The organism is Dehalobacter sp. TeCB1 (assembly GCF_001707455.1).
Lineage (GTDB): Bacteria > Bacillota > Desulfitobacteriia > Desulfitobacteriales > Syntrophobotulaceae > Dehalobacter > Dehalobacter restrictus.
In genome coordinates, this window is record NZ_MCHF01000008.1 from 20,999 (window position 1) to 38,738 (window position 17,740).

The 17,740-nt window shown below is 40.9% G+C and carries 15 protein-coding genes; 1 reads left to right on the forward strand and 14 read right to left on the reverse strand.

Annotated features, from left to right (window positions below; all coding sequences use genetic code 11):
* Positions 1–154: 154 nt before the first annotated feature.
* Together A7D23_RS01955 and A7D23_RS01960 are read right to left on the reverse strand one after the other, a co-directional pair.
* The gene (locus A7D23_RS01955; RefSeq protein ID WP_068882952.1) at positions 155–1,360 is read right to left on the reverse strand and encodes a ThiF family adenylyltransferase; all 1,206 of its coding nucleotides are present in this window, start codon (positions 1,358–1,360) and stop codon (positions 155–157) included.
* Entirely contained in the window at positions 1,335–1,586 is a 252-nt protein-coding gene (locus tag A7D23_RS01960; RefSeq protein WP_068882954.1) for a multiubiquitin domain-containing protein, read from the reverse strand. Before A7D23_RS01960 ends, A7D23_RS01955 begins: the two co-directional genes overlap by 26 nt.
* A 177-nt stretch (positions 1,587–1,763) precedes the next feature.
* On the opposite strand from A7D23_RS01960, the gene A7D23_RS01965 reads away from it, so the two are divergent.
* Entirely contained in the window at positions 1,764–2,114 is a 351-nt protein-coding gene (locus A7D23_RS01965) for a helix-turn-helix transcriptional regulator (RefSeq protein WP_176714382.1), read from the forward strand.
* 38 nt (positions 2,115–2,152) lie between these two features.
* On the opposite strand, the gene A7D23_RS01970 is transcribed toward A7D23_RS01965, so the two are convergent.
* The 12 genes from A7D23_RS01970 to A7D23_RS02020 form a co-directional block, all read right to left on the reverse strand.
* Entirely contained in the window at positions 2,153–4,363 is a 2,211-nt protein-coding gene (locus A7D23_RS01970; RefSeq protein ID WP_068882956.1) for a S8 family peptidase, read from the reverse strand.
* Entirely contained in the window at positions 4,353–5,501 is a 1,149-nt protein-coding gene (locus A7D23_RS01975) for an AAA family ATPase (protein ID WP_068882958.1), read from the reverse strand. Before A7D23_RS01975 ends, A7D23_RS01970 begins: the two co-directional genes overlap by 11 nt.
* A gap of 576 nt (positions 5,502–6,077) precedes the next feature.
* Positions 6,078–6,824 carry an IS21-like element helper ATPase IstB gene (gene istB / locus A7D23_RS01980; RefSeq protein WP_068882960.1) on the reverse strand — a complete coding sequence of 249 codons (747 nt, stop codon included), beginning with the start codon at positions 6,822–6,824 and terminating at the stop codon, positions 6,078–6,080.
* Positions 6,817–8,337 carry an IS21 family transposase gene (gene istA / locus A7D23_RS01985; RefSeq protein WP_068882962.1) on the reverse strand — a complete coding sequence of 507 codons (1,521 nt, stop codon included), beginning with the start codon at positions 8,335–8,337 and terminating at the stop codon, positions 6,817–6,819. Before istA ends, istB begins: the two co-directional genes overlap by 8 nt.
* A 114-nt stretch (positions 8,338–8,451) precedes the next feature.
* On the reverse strand, positions 8,452–8,592 hold the full coding sequence (locus tag A7D23_RS16320) for a hypothetical protein (protein WP_242871482.1): 141 nt from the start codon (positions 8,590–8,592) through the stop codon (positions 8,452–8,454).
* Positions 8,570–8,698, reverse strand: a complete 129-nt coding sequence (locus A7D23_RS16520; protein WP_282432007.1) for a hypothetical protein — start codon at positions 8,696–8,698, stop codon at positions 8,570–8,572. Before A7D23_RS16520 ends, A7D23_RS16320 begins: the two co-directional genes overlap by 23 nt.
* Positions 8,699–8,885: 187 nt before the next feature.
* Positions 8,886–9,632, reverse strand: coding sequence for a DNA/RNA nuclease SfsA (locus A7D23_RS01995; protein WP_068882965.1), 747 nt, complete (start codon positions 9,630–9,632; stop codon positions 8,886–8,888).
* An 80-nt stretch (positions 9,633–9,712) separates the two neighbouring features.
* Positions 9,713–10,003 carry a hypothetical protein gene (locus A7D23_RS02000; protein ID WP_068882967.1) on the reverse strand — a complete coding sequence of 97 codons (291 nt, stop codon included), beginning with the start codon at positions 10,001–10,003 and terminating at the stop codon, positions 9,713–9,715.
* A 39-nt stretch (positions 10,004–10,042) separates the two neighbouring features.
* Positions 10,043–10,753 carry a hypothetical protein gene (locus A7D23_RS02005; protein ID WP_068882969.1) on the reverse strand — a complete coding sequence of 237 codons (711 nt, stop codon included), beginning with the start codon at positions 10,751–10,753 and terminating at the stop codon, positions 10,043–10,045.
* A complete protein-coding gene (locus tag A7D23_RS02010; protein WP_083221847.1) occupies positions 10,750–12,306 on the reverse strand; it encodes a PglZ domain-containing protein in 1,557 nt (518 codons plus the stop codon). The genes A7D23_RS02005 and A7D23_RS02010 overlap by 4 nt, the downstream gene beginning before the upstream one ends.
* Entirely contained in the window at positions 12,303–15,194 is a 2,892-nt protein-coding gene (locus A7D23_RS02015) for a helicase-related protein (protein WP_068882973.1), read from the reverse strand. The genes A7D23_RS02010 and A7D23_RS02015 overlap by 4 nt, the downstream gene beginning before the upstream one ends.
* A complete protein-coding gene (locus A7D23_RS02020; RefSeq protein ID WP_083221848.1) occupies positions 15,194–17,737 on the reverse strand; it encodes a DNA methyltransferase in 2,544 nt (847 codons plus the stop codon). The genes A7D23_RS02015 and A7D23_RS02020 overlap by 1 nt, the downstream gene beginning before the upstream one ends.
* Between the last annotated feature and the right edge of the window lie 3 nt (positions 17,738–17,740).

Sequence of the window (17,740 nt, forward strand, 5' to 3'; positions counted from 1 at the left end):
AGTCTCCGAAAAAGACCATTCTGTTGGGCCTAATGGAGTCCGGATCTTTGCTCCACAACCACAAGCACAAAGATGTGCAGCAGCCCTGAATTCCTCTGAAACATAAAGAACGCCCTGTTCTAACTCCTTGGGCATATAGTGAACTCGTTGTAACTTAATCTTCGCCATTCTGGTTGTCAGTCAAATCACTCCCAACTATCTTCATGTCAGAAATATCAAACAGCAGATCATAATTGGCCACAGCTTCCATGTAGAATCCCCGCAACTGCTTAAATCTTATAACTGCTAGGCAAGCATTCAGTGCATTGAGCTCCCCGATTTGAATATTCGTTTTATACATTTTGTCAGGATTGTCGGTAAGCGGTACCATTCCTTTCTCTTTCATTATCTGATCCTCATCAGTAGAAAAGTAAGAAGTACGTACCATCCCCTTTAGCTTTCCGTTTTTTCGGCTAAGCCCCATCCCGACATCAATAAAAGGAATTTTCATTGAAACTAAAAGTTCAATAATACCGGCACGCGAGGTTCCCTTATCAACACACACAAACGCAAAAGTTACATTGTTTAAGTCTTCTTTACATGTATCGTCAATGAATTTTGGTTCGGCTTTTAGTCCGGTTCGAAAGTTCTCATATCGCGAATTTAAGACATTCACTTTGAGCTTACCAAGTTCATCTGGCTGGAGTCTTCCCGGGGAGCGGAAAGCATTGTGAACATAGTACGGGTCTATATCAAACATACGAATTTCCCTAACTGGTGTCTTTATGAGAAAATCAAGTAAATATGAACCAGTGCCTCCAAGTCCTATAATCGCAACAACATCATCCTTAAATTTTGCGGACAAATCGGATATCTCAGCCCTGGATGTAAGTGTATCTTGAAATTTGAATATTGAGTCTTCCTGTACCCGCTCAACAATTTTATACGTATAAGGATTTGCGTCATATTTCTCCATAGCCGGTCCAGATATAATGGAGACGTAGCTTTCAATTTTCTCAAAAAAATCCAGAAACCTGCCAGTGCTCCGTGGTTTATTAGAAAACGAGCGCTCTACGATTACATCCTTGCTATTCTCACTTAAAGGGAGACTAACAGGACCTCCAGCGAGATTTGGAATTGGCTTACCATCAAGATTATACGGCACAGAACCTGCAAAATAGACTTGATGATCATCTTGTTTAACCTTATTCTGATCGATGAACACAAGCTTGGTAACAAACGCACCTGTCTGCAGTTGAAGTTGTTGATTCAAGTATGGTATGTCCCGTATAACAAGATAATTGCTATCAAATCCAACAGCATATCCCTTTTCTACTAAACGCTTAATATCGTCATTATGACTGACCAGTCTCTGAAACACTAAAAATCATTCCTTCCTTCACCTTAACTGAACCGCCGGAGGGCAGTGTTCCTTCCGGTTTGTTGCCTTGACCCCTCACATATTTAACAGAATAGGTTATCTCAGGATGTCGAGCGTAATCTGGGACTTCGAGGGTAACTACTTCGCTATATGTAATTTCCCCCTTCGGCCATTCATGAGGAGTACCTTCCACAATAATAGTAACCATTTTCTTTTTTTCTTCCATTATTATTTGCCTCCTTATTTTGTAATGGTATATTTTTTGTCTGCATTTATCCGGAACTCTTAGGTTCCAGTTTATTGTACGTCCTCTGGAACCTTTTGTCAACACTTTTTCAAAATTATGTTGCTTTTAGGTTCCATAAATGTTATTCTGATACTAATGAGAAAGGAGGGTATATTGTTGAATACGTTGGCATCCTACGTAAAAACGAAGCGGGAAGCGTACGAGCTGTCTGTCCGAAAACTCGCAGAAAAAGCAGAAATTAGTCATACCGAAATAAAGCGCATTGAAGATGGCACCCGTAAACAGCCTTCACCGAAGATATTAAAGACAATAGCAACAGCATTGAATGTCCCTTATAATGATATCATGGTTGCTGCCGGATATCTAAATGAAGCAGAGAGTGAAGATATACCCACGATGATGACCGCATCGCAATCAAAATCCTCAGCTCTGGATTTTGCCGAACTCACGGAAAGAGAACTTGAAGATGTGAAGCGTTATATTGCCTTCATTAAGAGCCAGAGATAGTAGAAAAGACCACACCTTTTTGGGTGTGGTCTTTTCTACTATCTGACCGGAATTCTTATAGACGTGATTGGCTGGAAGCGTCCTTCAGCCTCGGCCATAATAGCTGCATAAATGTCGTTTGTTTTCGTTAAATCTTCGATTGTAATGACCAGAGCATATGGGATTTCAACGTCGTTTTCCGTTCCCCAGCGTGTGCTTAAATCTAACCATACCTCCCAATCGCCTGACGTGAAACCTGAGAAGGTATTAGAAAAATGATAGCAAGTGTCCCATTTGGTACGGTTATCGCTTACTTTCGGATTAGCGACGTTCAGATTCCCGTTCTTATCCAATTTGTGAAGCGAGGCCGATATGTATGCTCCGAGATATTGGCTTCCTTTCGTCTTATCAATGGGGGGATTTGTCACGCATGTAATGGTTACTCTTGTTGTGTTATTTCCTCTAAGTGCTGCTTGGGGCGAGGGCATCAAGAATTTAACATGTTCTTTTGTGAGGCGCTTAAGAGAGCCTGATCGCAAAAAAGACACCTTATATTGCGAAGAGTATTTGCAACTTTGCGGAGACGATAATCCCCGCCCGTAGTGATTGCCAATGTAGTCAGCCTCTTCTTGCGTTATCTTTTTTGTGTTCCACAGATGCTGCGCACCATTATAGAGAAGAGCCTGAGCAAGCATCACGTCCCTGTTTGGGGTGACATTGAGCAACTCTGCCAAGTCTCCAGCCACAACAGGTGCTGCAAATGATGTTCCGCAGTCCACAGCAAGTCTACCGTTTGGTGCCATAATTATTGAAAAAGGATCACGGGGAATCGTGAGGTCATAACAGAGATTTGCACCATATGCAACTAGATCTGGTTTGTAAAAGCCAGCAAAACCAGGGCCTGTCCGAGAATAAGCAGTTATGACATTCGCTTCGCTAAATGCGTTATTATGAGTTATTCCGGCCACCGCACCCACGGTTATTCCAAGCATTGCGTCACCTGGTTCTGCGACACGTATATCGTCGTCTTCGAGTATTTCCTCCAAAGAACTACTCGATTTAGCAAGATCATGGTTTCCGGCAGAAATCACAAACTTGATACTGTATCGTTTCATAAGGCTGTCGAGGTGGTAACCCATGATACTCAATTCGTCTCCGTCAATCGGACGGGGTGCATTAGTTGAAAGATTGAATATCTTACAGACGTCAGCGAAGGCTGAAACTGCCTCTTCAATCCGTTTTGTCATAACGTCTGATGGGACTTTTGTGTCCGATCCGTAGATATCACAGTCAATAACTTTAGTCCGCGGAGTTAGATATGGCTCTGCCAATTGCATTCCGATATGGGCAAAAACGACCTTGCTTGCTACAGCTGTACCATGCGGGCCGCCGCTACCCGTACAACTGCTTGCCTGCCAGTGGACGGGTACCAAGGCAGAAAAATCCGACGGGAAATTCACGCCACTATCCAATACAGCCACAGCAGGCAGGGCGTCAATATCGATGTCTGGAGAAAGACCCATCTCAGACCCGAATAGATTTAATCCGCTGGGGCTAACCTGAAAAAACGAGGTTTGCTCTACTCTGTAAATGACAGCATCACAAGAAACCGCCTCAAGATTTTTGATTGGGATTACAGCTCTTACAACCGTTGTCCCGTCGGATAGTTTATACGGTTCGGCTTGTAAGGAGCCTTCCATTTCTTTGATTTTCACAGTCAGCCGCCTTGCCGCTTTATCTTGAATTTCATCCGAAAGATTCGGGATAAACATCATTTGCACATCGACAGACAGGCTATCCTTTTGTTCTGCTAAATATTTTTTTAGCGAGCGGGCTTGTTTTTCTTCCGTAGGAAACGGCTCAAATTCCTCGACATATTGAAAGTGCTTTAAGCTGCCCGAATCCCTATATGTGCCAACACGATCTTGAAGTCTCTGAAACATTGATTTGTTCGTGCTAACAATCGCGTGTCGTTTGTCTTTTATTGCATTGATTTTCAGGCCTTCTTTTTCGGCAATATCTCGCTTGGCGTAAATATCCTCACCCTCTGGTAGCACCATTTTAAAGACCACGATATCCTCTTCGCTGAGGGAGTCATTTTGGAGATTTGAATATGCTGTCATAATCTCCTGCAACCCTTGAGATAAGCTATTGCCATGCGACGAGAAGTCAAGGCCACGATCAACGGATATGGCCATTGGTTTTTTCTCAAGCTCATCGACTTCCTCCTGCGGTATCCACAGATGGAATCTTCTATCATCATTGCTCATCTGACTTCCCCCTATATTTCTTTAATTGATAATCCAAAGTCGTATGTGGTGTACCGAGCGCTTTGGCAATCTGTCTGGTCGACACCCCGCGTTCGATCATATCAACCATTACTTTCATTGCCTCTTCGTTGTCGCCGGAATATTTGGTGAGTTGTTGCAAGAGGATGGTTGTGACATCCTCGGTTTTCAAATGCTTTTCTATAAGGTATTTTTTTAAAGCCGCATTCGCTAACTCTTTAATCTGTGCGCCATTCAAGCCTTCAGATATTTTAGCTAAAAGAGCGTAATCAAGTTTGATGTCGACATCATGCTCGCTTATCCATTTCTTAAAAAGCGTCTGACGCTGTTCATTGTTCGGTAAATCCAGTGTAACGGTTACATTGAAACGCCTCCAGATTGCCGGGTCAAGTAAGTGCTCGTGGTTGGTTGCGGCTATTAGGAACACGTTGCTGGGCATGTTGTCGAAGTTCTGAAGCAGTGTAGTAACAACGCGCTTTAGTTCGCCTAATTCGTTTGAATCATCCCTTTTTTTTGCTATCGCATCAAACTCATCCAAAAAAAGGATTATACGTTGATTTCGAACAGAGTCAAACACCTTTCTTAAGTTTGTACTCGTCTGCCCCAAATACGATGAAATTAATCCATCTAAGCGAACATAGGCAATTTTCATAGAAAGCTCATTTCCAATAGCATATGCTGTCATCGTCTTACCACATCCGGGTGGGCCGCAAAACAAAAGGCGATTCGACGGAGTAACATTATGCTTTAGGAGTTCATCTGTGTTCTTCTGTTCAGAAATCACTTGTTCTATTATCTGTTTCTGGCTGTCCGAAAGTATGACGTCGCTAAGTTCGACATTTGATTCTACAATTTCGTATAACTCTAATAAACTGTCCTTGTCTCTTGGGGCAGATCCCTGCGCTGCTTGAGGAGAGAAAGACATAGTATCAAGAGGCGCTTCGATACTCCTCTTATCTGATACTTTCTTTAGTTTATAGGCATTTCGTATTCTCTGAGCCAATGGGACATTGCCTTTCTTTTCTTCATCTCCAGCCAATACCTCAATGGCGTCTTTGAATTTACCTTCATCCCGGCTACAATGAGCGACTATTAGGTTTTCAATTAAGTCTGCCTTCATATCGACACCTCGTTGATTATTCGTACATCTTTGTGCACTTCTCTTAAAGAATAGCTCTCCGTTGTTATTTCGTCAATAGGTTTTTCGTACACTTTCGTACATTTATTTTCAAGGCATTATCTTACAACGCAACAAAAGCGATATTGCCTGGCATAAGGTCAACGCCTTCCCTTTGTTGTAGGATGTCTTCATCAGGAGCATACCGCTCCTCTGTCATTACTTTTATCAGGATAGTTACTAATTGTAACGGTCAGATTGCGTATTCCGGCGTATCCGGACAGGCATTCCGGAGGCATCCGGACACCGTTCCGGAATTATCCGGACAGTAAACCGGAAACATCCGGACACTTTGTCGGTTAGTTTTTACTCAATTTGTAGTAGCCTTTTAATGGTTTGAAGGATACTCCAAATTATGTATATGGTCAACAAGAACCTTCTCCGTTGTGGTTGTGGAGAGTGTGGATAAGCTCTTTTAAGGAATACCTATTACTGCTTATCCAAGACCTGTGGTCAACCTGAAGCGTAGCGTAAGGTTGTCCATAGGGCGGCACTATCCACGACCTTGGTGATCTTACTTTAAAGGTTTTTGATTATTCTTTCAGCCATTACTTCCCGCATGGATATTTTAGAATCTAAGGCCAGGATATAGGCGTTATGAATTACTCTATCCATGATTGCATCAGCAATTGTTGGATCTGGGAACAAATCATACCACTGGGTATGAGAAACTTGTCCGGAAAGTATTGTAGAACCTTTGTTATATCGGCTTTCCGCGATTTCTAGGATGTCTCTGCTTTCTTCAAGGCTGTATGCTTTAAGACCGATATCATCCAGGATTAAAAGCTTAATGTTTTGGAGGCTTAACATATACTTTGTGTACCGGTTTTCAAGTTTCGATTCCTGGATTTCTAAGAGGAGTTCCGGGATTCTGAAATATTTAGCAGTGTATCCGTGCCGGCAGGCACAGTTTCCCAAGGCGCAAGCGATATACGATTTGCCACTTCCTGTTTTGCCGGAAATAACGATGTTCAGTTTTTGCTCAATGAAAGCACAAGTAGAAAGGGTTTGAATGACTTTTTTGTCAATTGTTCTATCCACGGTGTAATCTATATCTTCAATGCAGGCATTCAGTCCGAGAGATGCCTGACGTAAGAGGCGCTCTATCCGGGAGTTTTTCTTAGATAGCCATTCTTTTTCGACCATGATTCCCAGTCGTTCTTCAAAAGAGAGCTCGCGTAAAGCAGCATCCGGATCACTCAACATCTGTGCCATAACTTTGAGTTTTAAACTTTTAAGCTTTTCTACGGTGGGATTATTAAGCATGAATGCCACCTCCCACGTAAGCCCGGCTTCCTCTGACATTGGTATGGCGAATGATTTTCTCATCTTCTAACTGCGTCGATTTTACCGTTACTTGTTTGAGGATGATACTGAAATACTTGTAAGTATAGGTCTTTTGAACAAGCGCTAATTCGCTGGCTTTTTCCATTAATTCCGGGGCATAATTTTTACTCAGTCTCATGATACCCATACAAGCCCGATAGGTTTGCACCGGATATTCTCGACTTTCAAGAACACCTTTTATGAGTTTTTGAGTATTAGGGCCGATGGTCTTGGCCCATGACAGAAAACGCTCTGAACTCCAGCCGGATACCGCCTTATGTCCCTCTGGCATATGTTCCGGCAGAGTGGTATAACGCATATATGGATTATGGTTTTTGGGATAAGCAGCAACTCTTTCACCGGCAACATAGATTTCGATTGTTTTGGAAGTTGCCCGTACCGAACATTTCTCACCAACATAGGTGTACGGTACACTGTAAAAGAAACTTTCATAGTCCACATGGTAATTGAATTGAACTTTGGTCTCTTTCCATTCGGCAAATTCATATTTTCCTGTAGGTAATGGCTGTAAGCATTGTTTATCTATCTTCTCAAAAGCGGTTAATCTATTGCCTTCCATCTTTTGAAAAGGACGCTTGATGAATCTTTGTAATTCTTCGCTAACAGCCTGATTTAACTCATAAAGACTAAAGAACTGTCTGTTTCTAAGAACTGCAATGATTCTTCTGGATACATTGCCAACCATGTTTTCATCGGCAGCCTTATCTTTGGGCTTGCCAGGGCGGGCAGGGATGAGTGTGGTGTTGTAAAACCTGGCCATTTCGTTGTAACTCTTATTGAGTATGGGATCTATCCGGTCCGCAGTTGTGACTGCTGTTTTCGTATTATCCGGGATAGTGACTCTGGGAACCCCTCCGAAGTATTCATAAGCCTTAACATGGGCATCGATCCAGTTGGGAAGTCTCATATCGCCGTAGGCATAAACAAAAGGATAGGCGCTGGCTGGAAGCACTGCTACAAAAAGATAGGCCGTCATAATTTCACCGGTTTCAGGTTCCACATAAGACATTGTTTGACCCGCCCAGTCTACCTGCATTTCTTCACCTGCTTTATGTTCGATATGCATGGTTAGCTGGTTGGCCTTTCTAAACTTTCTGTAACGCTCGCAGAATTGGGTATACATGATGCCACTAGGATGTTTTCTTTTATATTCCTCCCATAAAAGCATGAGAGTTACGTTCCTTCTTTTCATTTCGTAGAAAACATATTCCATGTTCGGTTCAGGTATTGGATTCTTACACTTTGTCGGGGGATAGAGTAAAGACAACAATTGCTTGTCTGTAAGCTCTACTGGCCATGTAATTCCTGCATTCTCAGCGCGTTCAAGTACTTCAGATACTGTGGATTTACCACAGTTACAGGATTTCCCGATTTCTCTTAAGGAAAGTCCCACTTCGTGTTTCAGTCTTAGAATCTCTTTTGCTTTCAGCATTTCAAGCCTCCTCATCTTGCGGCCCCTTTCTTTCTTCTAGAGAAAGGGTACCAGTTAGTTTCCTAACTCGACAAGGTGTCCGGATGTGACCGAAATGCTGTCCGGATAATTCCGTTATGCTGTCCGGATGTTGCCGTTACTCTGTCCGGATGCTGCCGAAATTGGTGTCCGGATGTTTCCGAAATACGCAGTCAGATTGTCCGGATCATGAAAATCCAATGAGTCCGTGAGGTTACCCTGTGCGTCTGCTTCCACCAGCAGAATCTCCTTGCCTTGGCAGACAAGGCCGATAAAAAGATTGACAGCAGTTATCGTCTTCCGACACTCCCTTATGGTTGGCAAGAGCGATTACTTTCGCCATATTGTTTTCCTCCTTGTTACACAAAAAGCCGCTTGCTTTATTCACAATAAAGCAAACGGCTTTTTACTTGTTTTATATATGATAAAGAGAATGCTAGTTAGAAACAATTATACATAAACAAATTAGATGCTATTGTCAAAAAGTACCAGAGTTCAATTATTGCCAAATACATTATTTCTCTCTCTTTTCACTTATCTATACTCTGGGACACTGATCTAAAAGCTAACCCGTCATGTGTGTCTAGCTTCAAAATTATTACAGGATTCTCGCTCCTAAATCTGATAATACTATCACTAAGCTCCAATGAAAGTTGCTTTAACTCCATCCCTAGCTCAAGACAGTTGGAAAATAACCTATTAAATTGTTTTGATGGACTATTTAATTCTATTTGCTTAATAAATGGACTCAAGGATACGATAAAGTAATTAACTCTCCAACCCGCACTCAATAGTACTAATAATCTACTCAATTGGTCCTCAAACCTCTTGGAAAAGATACCGGGAAAACTTATTCTTGCATTAAACGAAATAACACCTTTGGCCTCAACAACTATTTGCTCACCATCGCCTAATAACAACAAATCCGCCTTATAACCTTCAATATATTTTTCGCGTACTATGCTGTAATTGTTGCCTGGAAAAACAAGACCTCCTTTTATCGCTTGTTCAAGATACGCATTCACTAACCTTAAATCTAGCAAGACATAATCATCATTATGCTTGGCGGCAAATAATGAATACTTTGTTCTACAATTAGAATTCATATTTTCCGTCAATAATACCAGCTTATTATTTAGAGGTAAGTATTTCTCCATTTTTGAGGAGTTGGGTACATAGCATTCGTAAATCTTCTTCTTAACTTGAACAGTGCTTATAAACCTATTTTTCCCTTCTTCTAAGAAGATCCCTTCGACTAATTTATCATATTTTTTCAATCGGTGCTCCCTTATGTATGATCATCTTCATTCGTCCTATTTCTGATAATTAAGAAATTTTAGGATCAAAATGTATACCCTTATTTTCCCAACCTGTCTCTGCATTGTTCTCTTTCCATGTCAGTAAAAAGTATCCTGAACTCATCTTTTAGGACTAATACTTCAGCAGAAAGATCAAGCCTATGTAGTTCCCATAGCTTTATGAAGCCCTCAGTTCCTCCTTCTTTTTGAATCAGAGAATGCGCCGCATCAACTCCACCTTTATCCGTAACAACTTGAAGAAAACGACTTGCATTGTATTTACATTCCTTCTTTGCTCGCTGATAAATGTCAATCATCGCGTCATTAAATTGCTGCTGTAGGTTCTTCATTGGCTCCCCTCCTAAATTCCTCAAACACCTTTTCAGTATTCATGAAGTATATACGCCCAAGTATTCTCCTCCCATCCTGTGCTGGTAATCCCAAAATTCCCCATTATATTTCCTAGCAATAAGCCTTAGATCCGGCCAGGTAAACCAATTAAATATCTCAGGGGGTAATTGTCTAAGATCAATTTGTGGCGTGTGTCGCAATTCTCTGGCCCATAGTTGCAACATAATAGCTGCCTGCTGCTCATCAAGGCTTAAAGGCTTATTAAGAAGTAAAGCATCTTTCGTATCTGCTATCAAGCCAAAATAAGCCAGTGTTTTTATAAAGGATCTCGCTGAACGGGCAACAACGTCTCGATCACCTGATCCCTCGATCATCTTACGTTGAAGAAAAGCAAGATTTAATTCAGTCTCCCACTCATATAACCTAAAAATGTGTTCGGAAATATTTATCAGTGTCTCCGTACTGGAAATAAGATAGAAAAGATAAATAGGCGACATAAAATCAAGGCCATATTTCTCGCTTAGTTCCTTCAAGCACACAATTGGTCTTACCCTCGCACGGTTTGAGGGATCACGCAGAAAACAACGAACTAAGACCGTACGCACTTTTCTTTTTCCTTCTTTTCCAGTTAATTCACGGGCAATTTGTTCAAATGGGTGATTAAATTCAGTAAGCTTCTGCCCTGGCTGAGCCAGTAATAAACTCTCATAGATCCATTGTGGTTTTAATGGCCGATCAAATCCTATCATGGAAGCACCTCCACGAACGGTATTATTACTTCTTGAATATTGGTTCCACCATGACTGATCTCTAACTTATCCTTTGTGTTAAACATTTCGCGCCCCCGTGGAAAAATTAGTACTTTATCTCCAACGATTCGCTGATTTTGCATAACCATTACCTCATTCTTGCTTGCAAACTCCTCCGCTAACTTCTTATTTGGATAGATGAGTGCCCGCCGAGCGCGTTCCTCCACTAGGTATTTATCTGAATTAACTCCATTACCACAACACCAAATCGTGCCATGATCTGCTGTTAAGAATATTTTATACCCTTCACTTAGTAATTTAGAAATAATCCTGGCGATCTGCGACTCATTGTAAAGTTCATTCAGCTGCCTGTGCATATTCTTTTTGCTTTTCGTAAAAAGAGTAGTATTATGTCCAACGCTATCAATAAGGTTAAAAATAATACCTAATACTTCAAAAGCCAAATATTCCGGATTCCATTTACCATCTGTATTCTTGAATAAGTATTTCGTTTTACTTTTTCCATCCATAAACAGTCTCTCCACAGCCTTGTAAAAGCCGGTAGTCTCGGAAACCATCTTACTCAGGGCCACTTCGCCACTGAAAAGTGAAGTGCGCGATACAGCTGTAAGTGTTGGTATTAGTGCAAAAGTTACCTGTTCCTTAAAGTCCGATATTTGGTTTACGTTCAAATATTTCTTTAGTCCGAGCCACTCTGCAAGGCCCATGCCATCAAAGCAGAGCAGGGCGATTCTCCTGCTATCTAAAGTGCTAAGGTAATTCATGGTTTGATTAATTGTAACCGGTCCATTCATATAGCTAGCGAAAAACAACTGGTCATATCCCTCAAAAATAAAGTTCAAAAAGTGTTGATCAAGCTTATGTTCTAAATCAGAATAAGCTTGGGTGTTTGTCATCTCCATCGGATGAAGCACTTCTAATTCTCCATATTTCTGTGCAATATCTCCCCAATTAATACTATCTTGTAATAGCAATTGCTGGATTTGATGAATAAGCCGCTGACAACTATTCTCGGTATTATTTTCATTAAGCTCTCTTTGATCATTTTTATTGGTATCCGTTAAGCCAGAATAGATCTTTGCACGAGCTGTAACTTTCCTAAGTCTCACCCATTCCTCGATCAAAAGTTGCGTCTGTTGCTCATCCAGAAAACTCATTTTGTCTTCCATTAGTTGATAGGTATCAAAGATAGATTGATAATGCTCGCTCTCGTACTTTTTTAGCGCTCTGCTATCAAGACGGGGAAAAACATCCGTGAGTTTCCAGGAAAGAAAATCGGCGCAACTTTCAACATCATAAGGTAGAAAGGTTTCCTCTCTTTGTATCAGAATCAAAATATGCTGAGTTTGGTGTTGCCGAATAAACTGCCGCAAAGATAATTCTCCTTGGAAACTAATAATTGCAAAGTACTTTTCCAACTCTTGTTGCAACGACTTATCACTTCCAAGTTGATCCAAGTCTTTGACAATTACCAGTTGGCTGTAAGACTGTTTTGCTTTGTCGATTAGAGTAGCATACCAATTCTTCATCATACAAACTCCACATAAGCAATTTGTTCACACCTAAGTGATGGAATCATTTGTCTTCTCTTACGGGCTTGGATTCGGAAGTTATCCCTTTCAGTTTGCAGTTCTTTTAATCGCGCATTCCGGATATTTTCGACGGCAATACGCATCAATCCATTTTCTCTGGCACTAAAATAGGCCTGTCTGTTCTCCTCCTGTTTACGGAGTTTTTCTTCCATTCCTATCCTCTGTTCAAGATATATCGCCTCTGCCAGCTGTTCACCTTGCCTCTTCCCTCTTTCCATAACCATAGCTAGATCAATATCCTGCGTAATCGCGACAAGATCCTGTACCTGTAACTGCAACCCCTGAAAATATTTTGTGATGCGAGAGTTATATTGTCCATTTGAATTGATAAAGCAAGGAATAATAAACAGCTTTTCCTTATCCACATAATTTGTCAGTCTCAGTTGATAAACGAATGCTAGCCCTGCTTCTCCTGCGAACTTGTGTTCATTTATCCGTATTCTAGCACTAATGTCTTGAGATAAGCTATCCTCCAATTGATGCATCGCCATCCTGACAAAAGGATGCCCTGGTCCCAAGATTTCGGACTCTTCCTGCTCCAAGGTAAATTTCTGATGAAAAATGACATTTTTCCAATGCTTACCATTAATAGGATCATCAAAATAATAGACACCTGAACGCCCTTTATACTCCTGCATAGAGGCTCCAAAGATGCTTAGGTATCCCTCTAGTAGTTGCTTTGTTTCCTCTCCTTTTTTTTCTAATTCCCAGGCCGAGACATTATAGTTTTCTTCCAGTTGAGAAAAAGGCAGGGCAAGCTCTCCTTTGCCAATCATGTCTTTGGCCCGCTGATAGATCTCTTCTGAAATCTTTTCTAGCTGAGTAACATCCTCCAGCCGTTTCTGCACAGCATTAATATAAATGTTTTCGAAAGAAAACTCTTCCTGCAACGTGCTGAGTATATCTGCAAGTTTATCTTCTCCAGCCTGAAATTCTTTCTTTATAGTATCAAGCTTGTTCTCAATTACCCTTCGCACCCTTTGTTCTACCGTATCTTCCAATTGAAAATTGACAATCTTCACATCATACTTCTGTCCGATCCTATCAATACGTCCAATCCGTTGTTCTAGACGCATCGGATTCCAAGGCAAATCGTAATTAATAAGTACGCGACAAAACTGTAGGTTAATCCCCTCTCCTCCCGCATCCGTAGAGATTAAAAACAAAGCCTCCTGGCGGAATAAATCTTTCGCCTGCTGTTTCTCTTGCGAGGACATACGTCCATTGAGCAATGCTGTTTTATACCCCAGATTTTGTAGACAGCTATTCAAATAATACTGAGTTTCTACGAACTCTGTGAAGATAATAAACTTCAACTCAGGATCATTCTCTCGAATTTTAAATTCATCAATAATCTCCAGCAAGGTTCGGAGCTTCGCGTCAGTTCGTCCCAAACTTGCCTCCCGAGCAAGCTCGACCAATCGTTCCAGTATTTGAATCTCGGTTTCCAAGTATTTCTTATTTATCTGCCAGTTGGTAGAGCCTTTTTCCAGATACACCATTTGTTCTTCAACATTCAATTCTTGTATTTCTTCAACTTCGGTATCATTCTCTTCAACATTAAACTCTACCTTCTCCATTGTCTTGCTTGCTTCCTTGAGTAGCGTTAGTCTCTTGTCTAAAGATTTCCAGATTGTTTGAGAACTGCTACTGACCATGCGCTGATAAAGCAGAAGAAGAAACATCATGGTCCGGTTATTTTGCGTCTGGGCCAAATTATAGTATTCACTCACATATACACTGACCGCCTGATACAATTTCAGTTCAATTCCATCCTCCGGCTTATCTCTGCGTATACTGCATAATGAAGTCAGCCGTTGTTTGAACAGACGTTCTCCTCGGAAATTAACAACCGCACGTTTATTGTTCCTAACGGTAATTTTCTCAACGTTTTCCGGAGTCACAACACTGCTATTATAAAAGCGATAGGGATCTACTAGGTTCAGTAGGTAACGAAACCTGTCAGAATCTCCCTGATGCGGTGTAGCTGTTAGTAAAATAAAACAAGGAATGCTTTCCGCCAGTGCTTTCCCGGCTTTAAACCGGGCTGTTTCTTCTCCCCTCATATCCTTGGTCAGTTTATGGGCTTCATCAATTATTGCCATGTCAAAACCAGCCTGAGTAGCCGCTTCAAGAACATGCTCATTATGCCAGGTCCTTCTAGCTAACAAAGCTTCATTAATATCCTTATTTATTTTTTTGGGCTTAATAAAATCCATCGACGTTATAATTTTATCCCTCAAAGTCCAAATGTTTGTATTCTCTCCATATAGCTGTTTTAAGCTTTGTACTGTCTCCCGGTCATAAATAATGAAATCTTCATTGAACTTCTGTTTTAGTTCTTCCTGCCACTGTAAGCAGAGCCCTGAAGGAGCAACAACCAGAACCCGAGCTACCAATCCTCTGGTTTTTAACTCTTCATATACTAGGGCAGCTTCGATGGTTTTACCAAGCCCAACCTCATCAGCAATCAGTACTCTTGGGGTAGGTTGATCCAGCACATACTTTACTGCCAATAGCTGATGCGGAAGAGGCAAAATCTTGAAATTAGCCGCGGCTTGCAAACCATCCCCAGTGTTATCGGCCTCAATCTGCTTCTGGAACAATCGTAAGATAAACCTCTTAGCAGGAGAAAACTGTTGCTGCAGAAAAGTATCTTCCGCAGTTTTAACTGGCTGCAGTACGGCTTGCAAAAAGGTGATGCATTCACCACTCTCAGCAAAAAAAACCTCGGCATATTCCTGGTGGAACAGGTCCTGTTTCCCAGTAATAACCCCAATTCCTTTTTCCCGCGCTTCAACAGAGAATACTTTCTCGCCAATATTCATTACAGTCCCTCTCCGGTTTTAAAGCGAGCAAATTCTACAAAGTCATTAATTTGTGAATTATTCTCAATGATCTTTTGATCAAGTCGTTTTGCTACCTCCAGAATATCCTGGTAACGTTTTTCCTGATAGGCCTGGGTAAAGCCAAGGATTAGTGCTTCTTTACGTAAACCTTTTATTTTCTTAATACTTGTTCTAGAAAGAGTAAGTAGTTGGTCAAAACTACGTAACAGATCTCTCTCCCTCTGTTCTTCAATCTTCTCTTCTTCTGCCCGAGAACGGGGACGTCGATAAGCTCCATTTTCTAATATAAAATTCTGATTTAATAACTCTCTGAGTTCAGGCACTTCATCTTCGAATTCAGTAATTATCTTTCGCGAGGCGGTATATACATCTCCATAGGTTTGTGGAGTTTCCAAAAATTGATACAGCCAAACTAAAAGCGATTTTTCATCGGAAACGAATAGAAGTTGCTCTCCGCTCTTGATTTCCCTGATCTTATCTAAGCCTTGAGCCTTCTTCCATTCTCCATAGTCTAACACTTGATTGTCATTAAACCAGTAGCCATCAATCAGCTTGAGCTGATCTCTTAACATAGCGTAAAACTGACGAGCATTCATGCGAATTTCGAAACCGTGCTGTATATAATGTGCTAGCATTTTGGAGTAAAGCATTTGCTCTGATCGCTCAATATTAATTTCAATAGGGAGATGGTCCAAATGTTCCTGCACAAAATCCTTCTCTAGGCCTTCTCCAGCCAGTCGCAGGAACTGTTCTTCAAATTCTTTCTTTGGCTTGTATGCGTTGATAACTAGATCATTTTTAACTGCTCCAGCTGATGTAACCTGCTTAAAGCTACCCTGCTTCTTATCCAATACTGTGACTTGTGCAATAACAAACCCTGCTCGTGTAATTGCATCTTGAATAGCATTCCATACAGAAGCCTTGGAATTATGAAAAACAACCGTGATCCAGCGATTAGGTTTGAGAATACGGTACATCTCCTTAAAGCAGCGAGTCATTAATTCTTTATATTCATTTAAACTTTTAAGTTGAGGAGCATTCATAATAGCTTCCGTCCTGTTGTTTGTAAAAACCTTGAGCCATGATTCCCACATATAATTTAGTTCAGAATACATGATGTTATCTCCAAAAGGAGGGTCAGTAAAAATATAGTCAATTGAATTACTTAATATCTCAATATTGGTGGAACTGGCTGTTGAAATAATAAAACTGGAACTTTGTAAGCTTTTCCATTTGTGGATATTAACTAAGCGAGAAATCGCCCTATAATAGGAAGAAGAAGCACTAAGACCCCTAATTAATGAAGGCACATAAAGTGTCCCAGTTAACAAACCTCCTCCCTGTCCGTTGTAATTTGGTTTCTTGACTGTATAACGATATAGTCTAGATAAAGTATTTATTATTGAAAATGTCACAAGTTTTGCTGTGGGATTTCTATTTTTACTGTGTTGCATCAAAGCTGATAACCACCATAAGCTACTCTTAGTATAGAAATGATGAACGCGAGTAATTCCATGAGATCGTTTTGGTTGTTCCGTGTTATAGCCCTCTGGCATTTCATTAGCTGGGAACCAATATGGAATATCAAGTGATTCAATAGTTTTAATTAATTCCAAGTCAGTTTCCTCAGGGGCTTTTTCGTGGCGCTTATTACCCACCGAATAATTGATCCATACTGGTACCTGTTTGGCCTGCGTAATTTCCTCTCTAATGGTAGTATCTAAAAAAGTGGTAGAGAATCGACGCGATTGCCTTTTATCAATCTCCGCTTTACAGTGAGGGCAAAAATACACATCTCTTACTTTTCCAGCTTCTTTATCCACCGCTACGTCCCAGAAAACATATTCATTCTCACAGTAAGGACAGATAAACACGTCAGACCAAACGATATAGTTAATCTTGCCCTTTGTTCTTCCATCCGTATGCCAGGTTTCATACATCCACCCACATTCGGATTCGACTTCAGCTAAGATTCGCTCAGCTTCCTGTTTAAATTCTTCTACATTCACAGGAGTATTGTAGTTATAAGCGATAAAGGTCGCAGCTGGAGATAAATCACAAAGAATCGCTCTTCTTCCCAACATCTGGGCAGCAATCCCAGTCATTCCTGTTCCACAAAAGCCATCAAAGACAATATCTCCTGGCTCAGTGTAATGTTCAATAAATGACATAATTGCTTTATGCGGTACTTTTGTATGATAAGAATGAGCATTATAGATAGGATCGTTTTTGCCTTCACTTACATCGCTTACAAAAGGTGCTCGTTGATATTTATCTGTTTTCTTATCATAGGGCTTACCATAACGAGTAATGTAATCAATGATATAAGGGTTCGGACAAGCCGTGTAATAAGGTGCGTCTGAAAGAGCCAAAATGTCCTCATCTTTGGCGATTGGAAACCCTTCAATCTTACGCACAGTTTCCAACATTTCTTCTAATGGACGGCAGGAAGCTGCGAATTCATCTTTCTCAATTATTTCTTTGGGCAGTTTTTCAAACTGTAGTTCCGTCTGTTTTTCCATTGT

Excerpts from the sequence above, each read along its gene's own strand:
- istA (WP_068882962.1), bottom strand. The coding sequence starts at position 8,337 with ATGCTGAAAGCAAAAGAGATTCTAAGACTGAAACACGAAGTGGGACTT.
- A7D23_RS01975 (WP_068882958.1), bottom strand. The coding sequence starts at position 5,501 with ATGAAGGCAGACTTAATTGAAAACCTAATAGTCGCTCATTGTAGCCGG.
- A7D23_RS02010 (WP_083221847.1), bottom strand. The coding sequence starts at position 12,306 with ATGATGAAGAATTGGTATGCTACTCTAATCGACAAAGCAAAACAGTCT.
- A7D23_RS02020 (WP_083221848.1), bottom strand. The coding sequence starts at position 17,737 with ATGGAAAAACAGACGGAACTACAGTTTGAAAAACTGCCCAAAGAAATA.
- A7D23_RS16520 (WP_282432007.1), bottom strand. The coding sequence starts at position 8,698 with ATGGCGAAAGTAATCGCTCTTGCCAACCATAAGGGAGTGTCGGAAGAC.
- A7D23_RS02015 (WP_068882973.1), bottom strand. The coding sequence starts at position 15,194 with ATGAATATTGGCGAGAAAGTATTCTCTGTTGAAGCGCGGGAAAAAGGA.
- A7D23_RS01960 (WP_068882954.1), bottom strand. The coding sequence starts at position 1,586 with ATGGAAGAAAAAAAGAAAATGGTTACTATTATTGTGGAAGGTACTCCT.
- A7D23_RS02000 (WP_068882967.1), bottom strand. The coding sequence starts at position 10,003 with ATGAAGAACCTACAGCAGCAATTTAATGACGCGATGATTGACATTTAT.
- A7D23_RS02005 (WP_068882969.1), bottom strand. The coding sequence starts at position 10,753 with ATGATAGGATTTGATCGGCCATTAAAACCACAATGGATCTATGAGAGT.
- A7D23_RS01970 (WP_068882956.1), bottom strand. The coding sequence starts at position 4,363 with ATGAGCAATGATGATAGAAGATTCCATCTGTGGATACCGCAGGAGGAA.
- istB (WP_068882960.1), bottom strand. The coding sequence starts at position 6,824 with ATGCTTAATAATCCCACCGTAGAAAAGCTTAAAAGTTTAAAACTCAAA.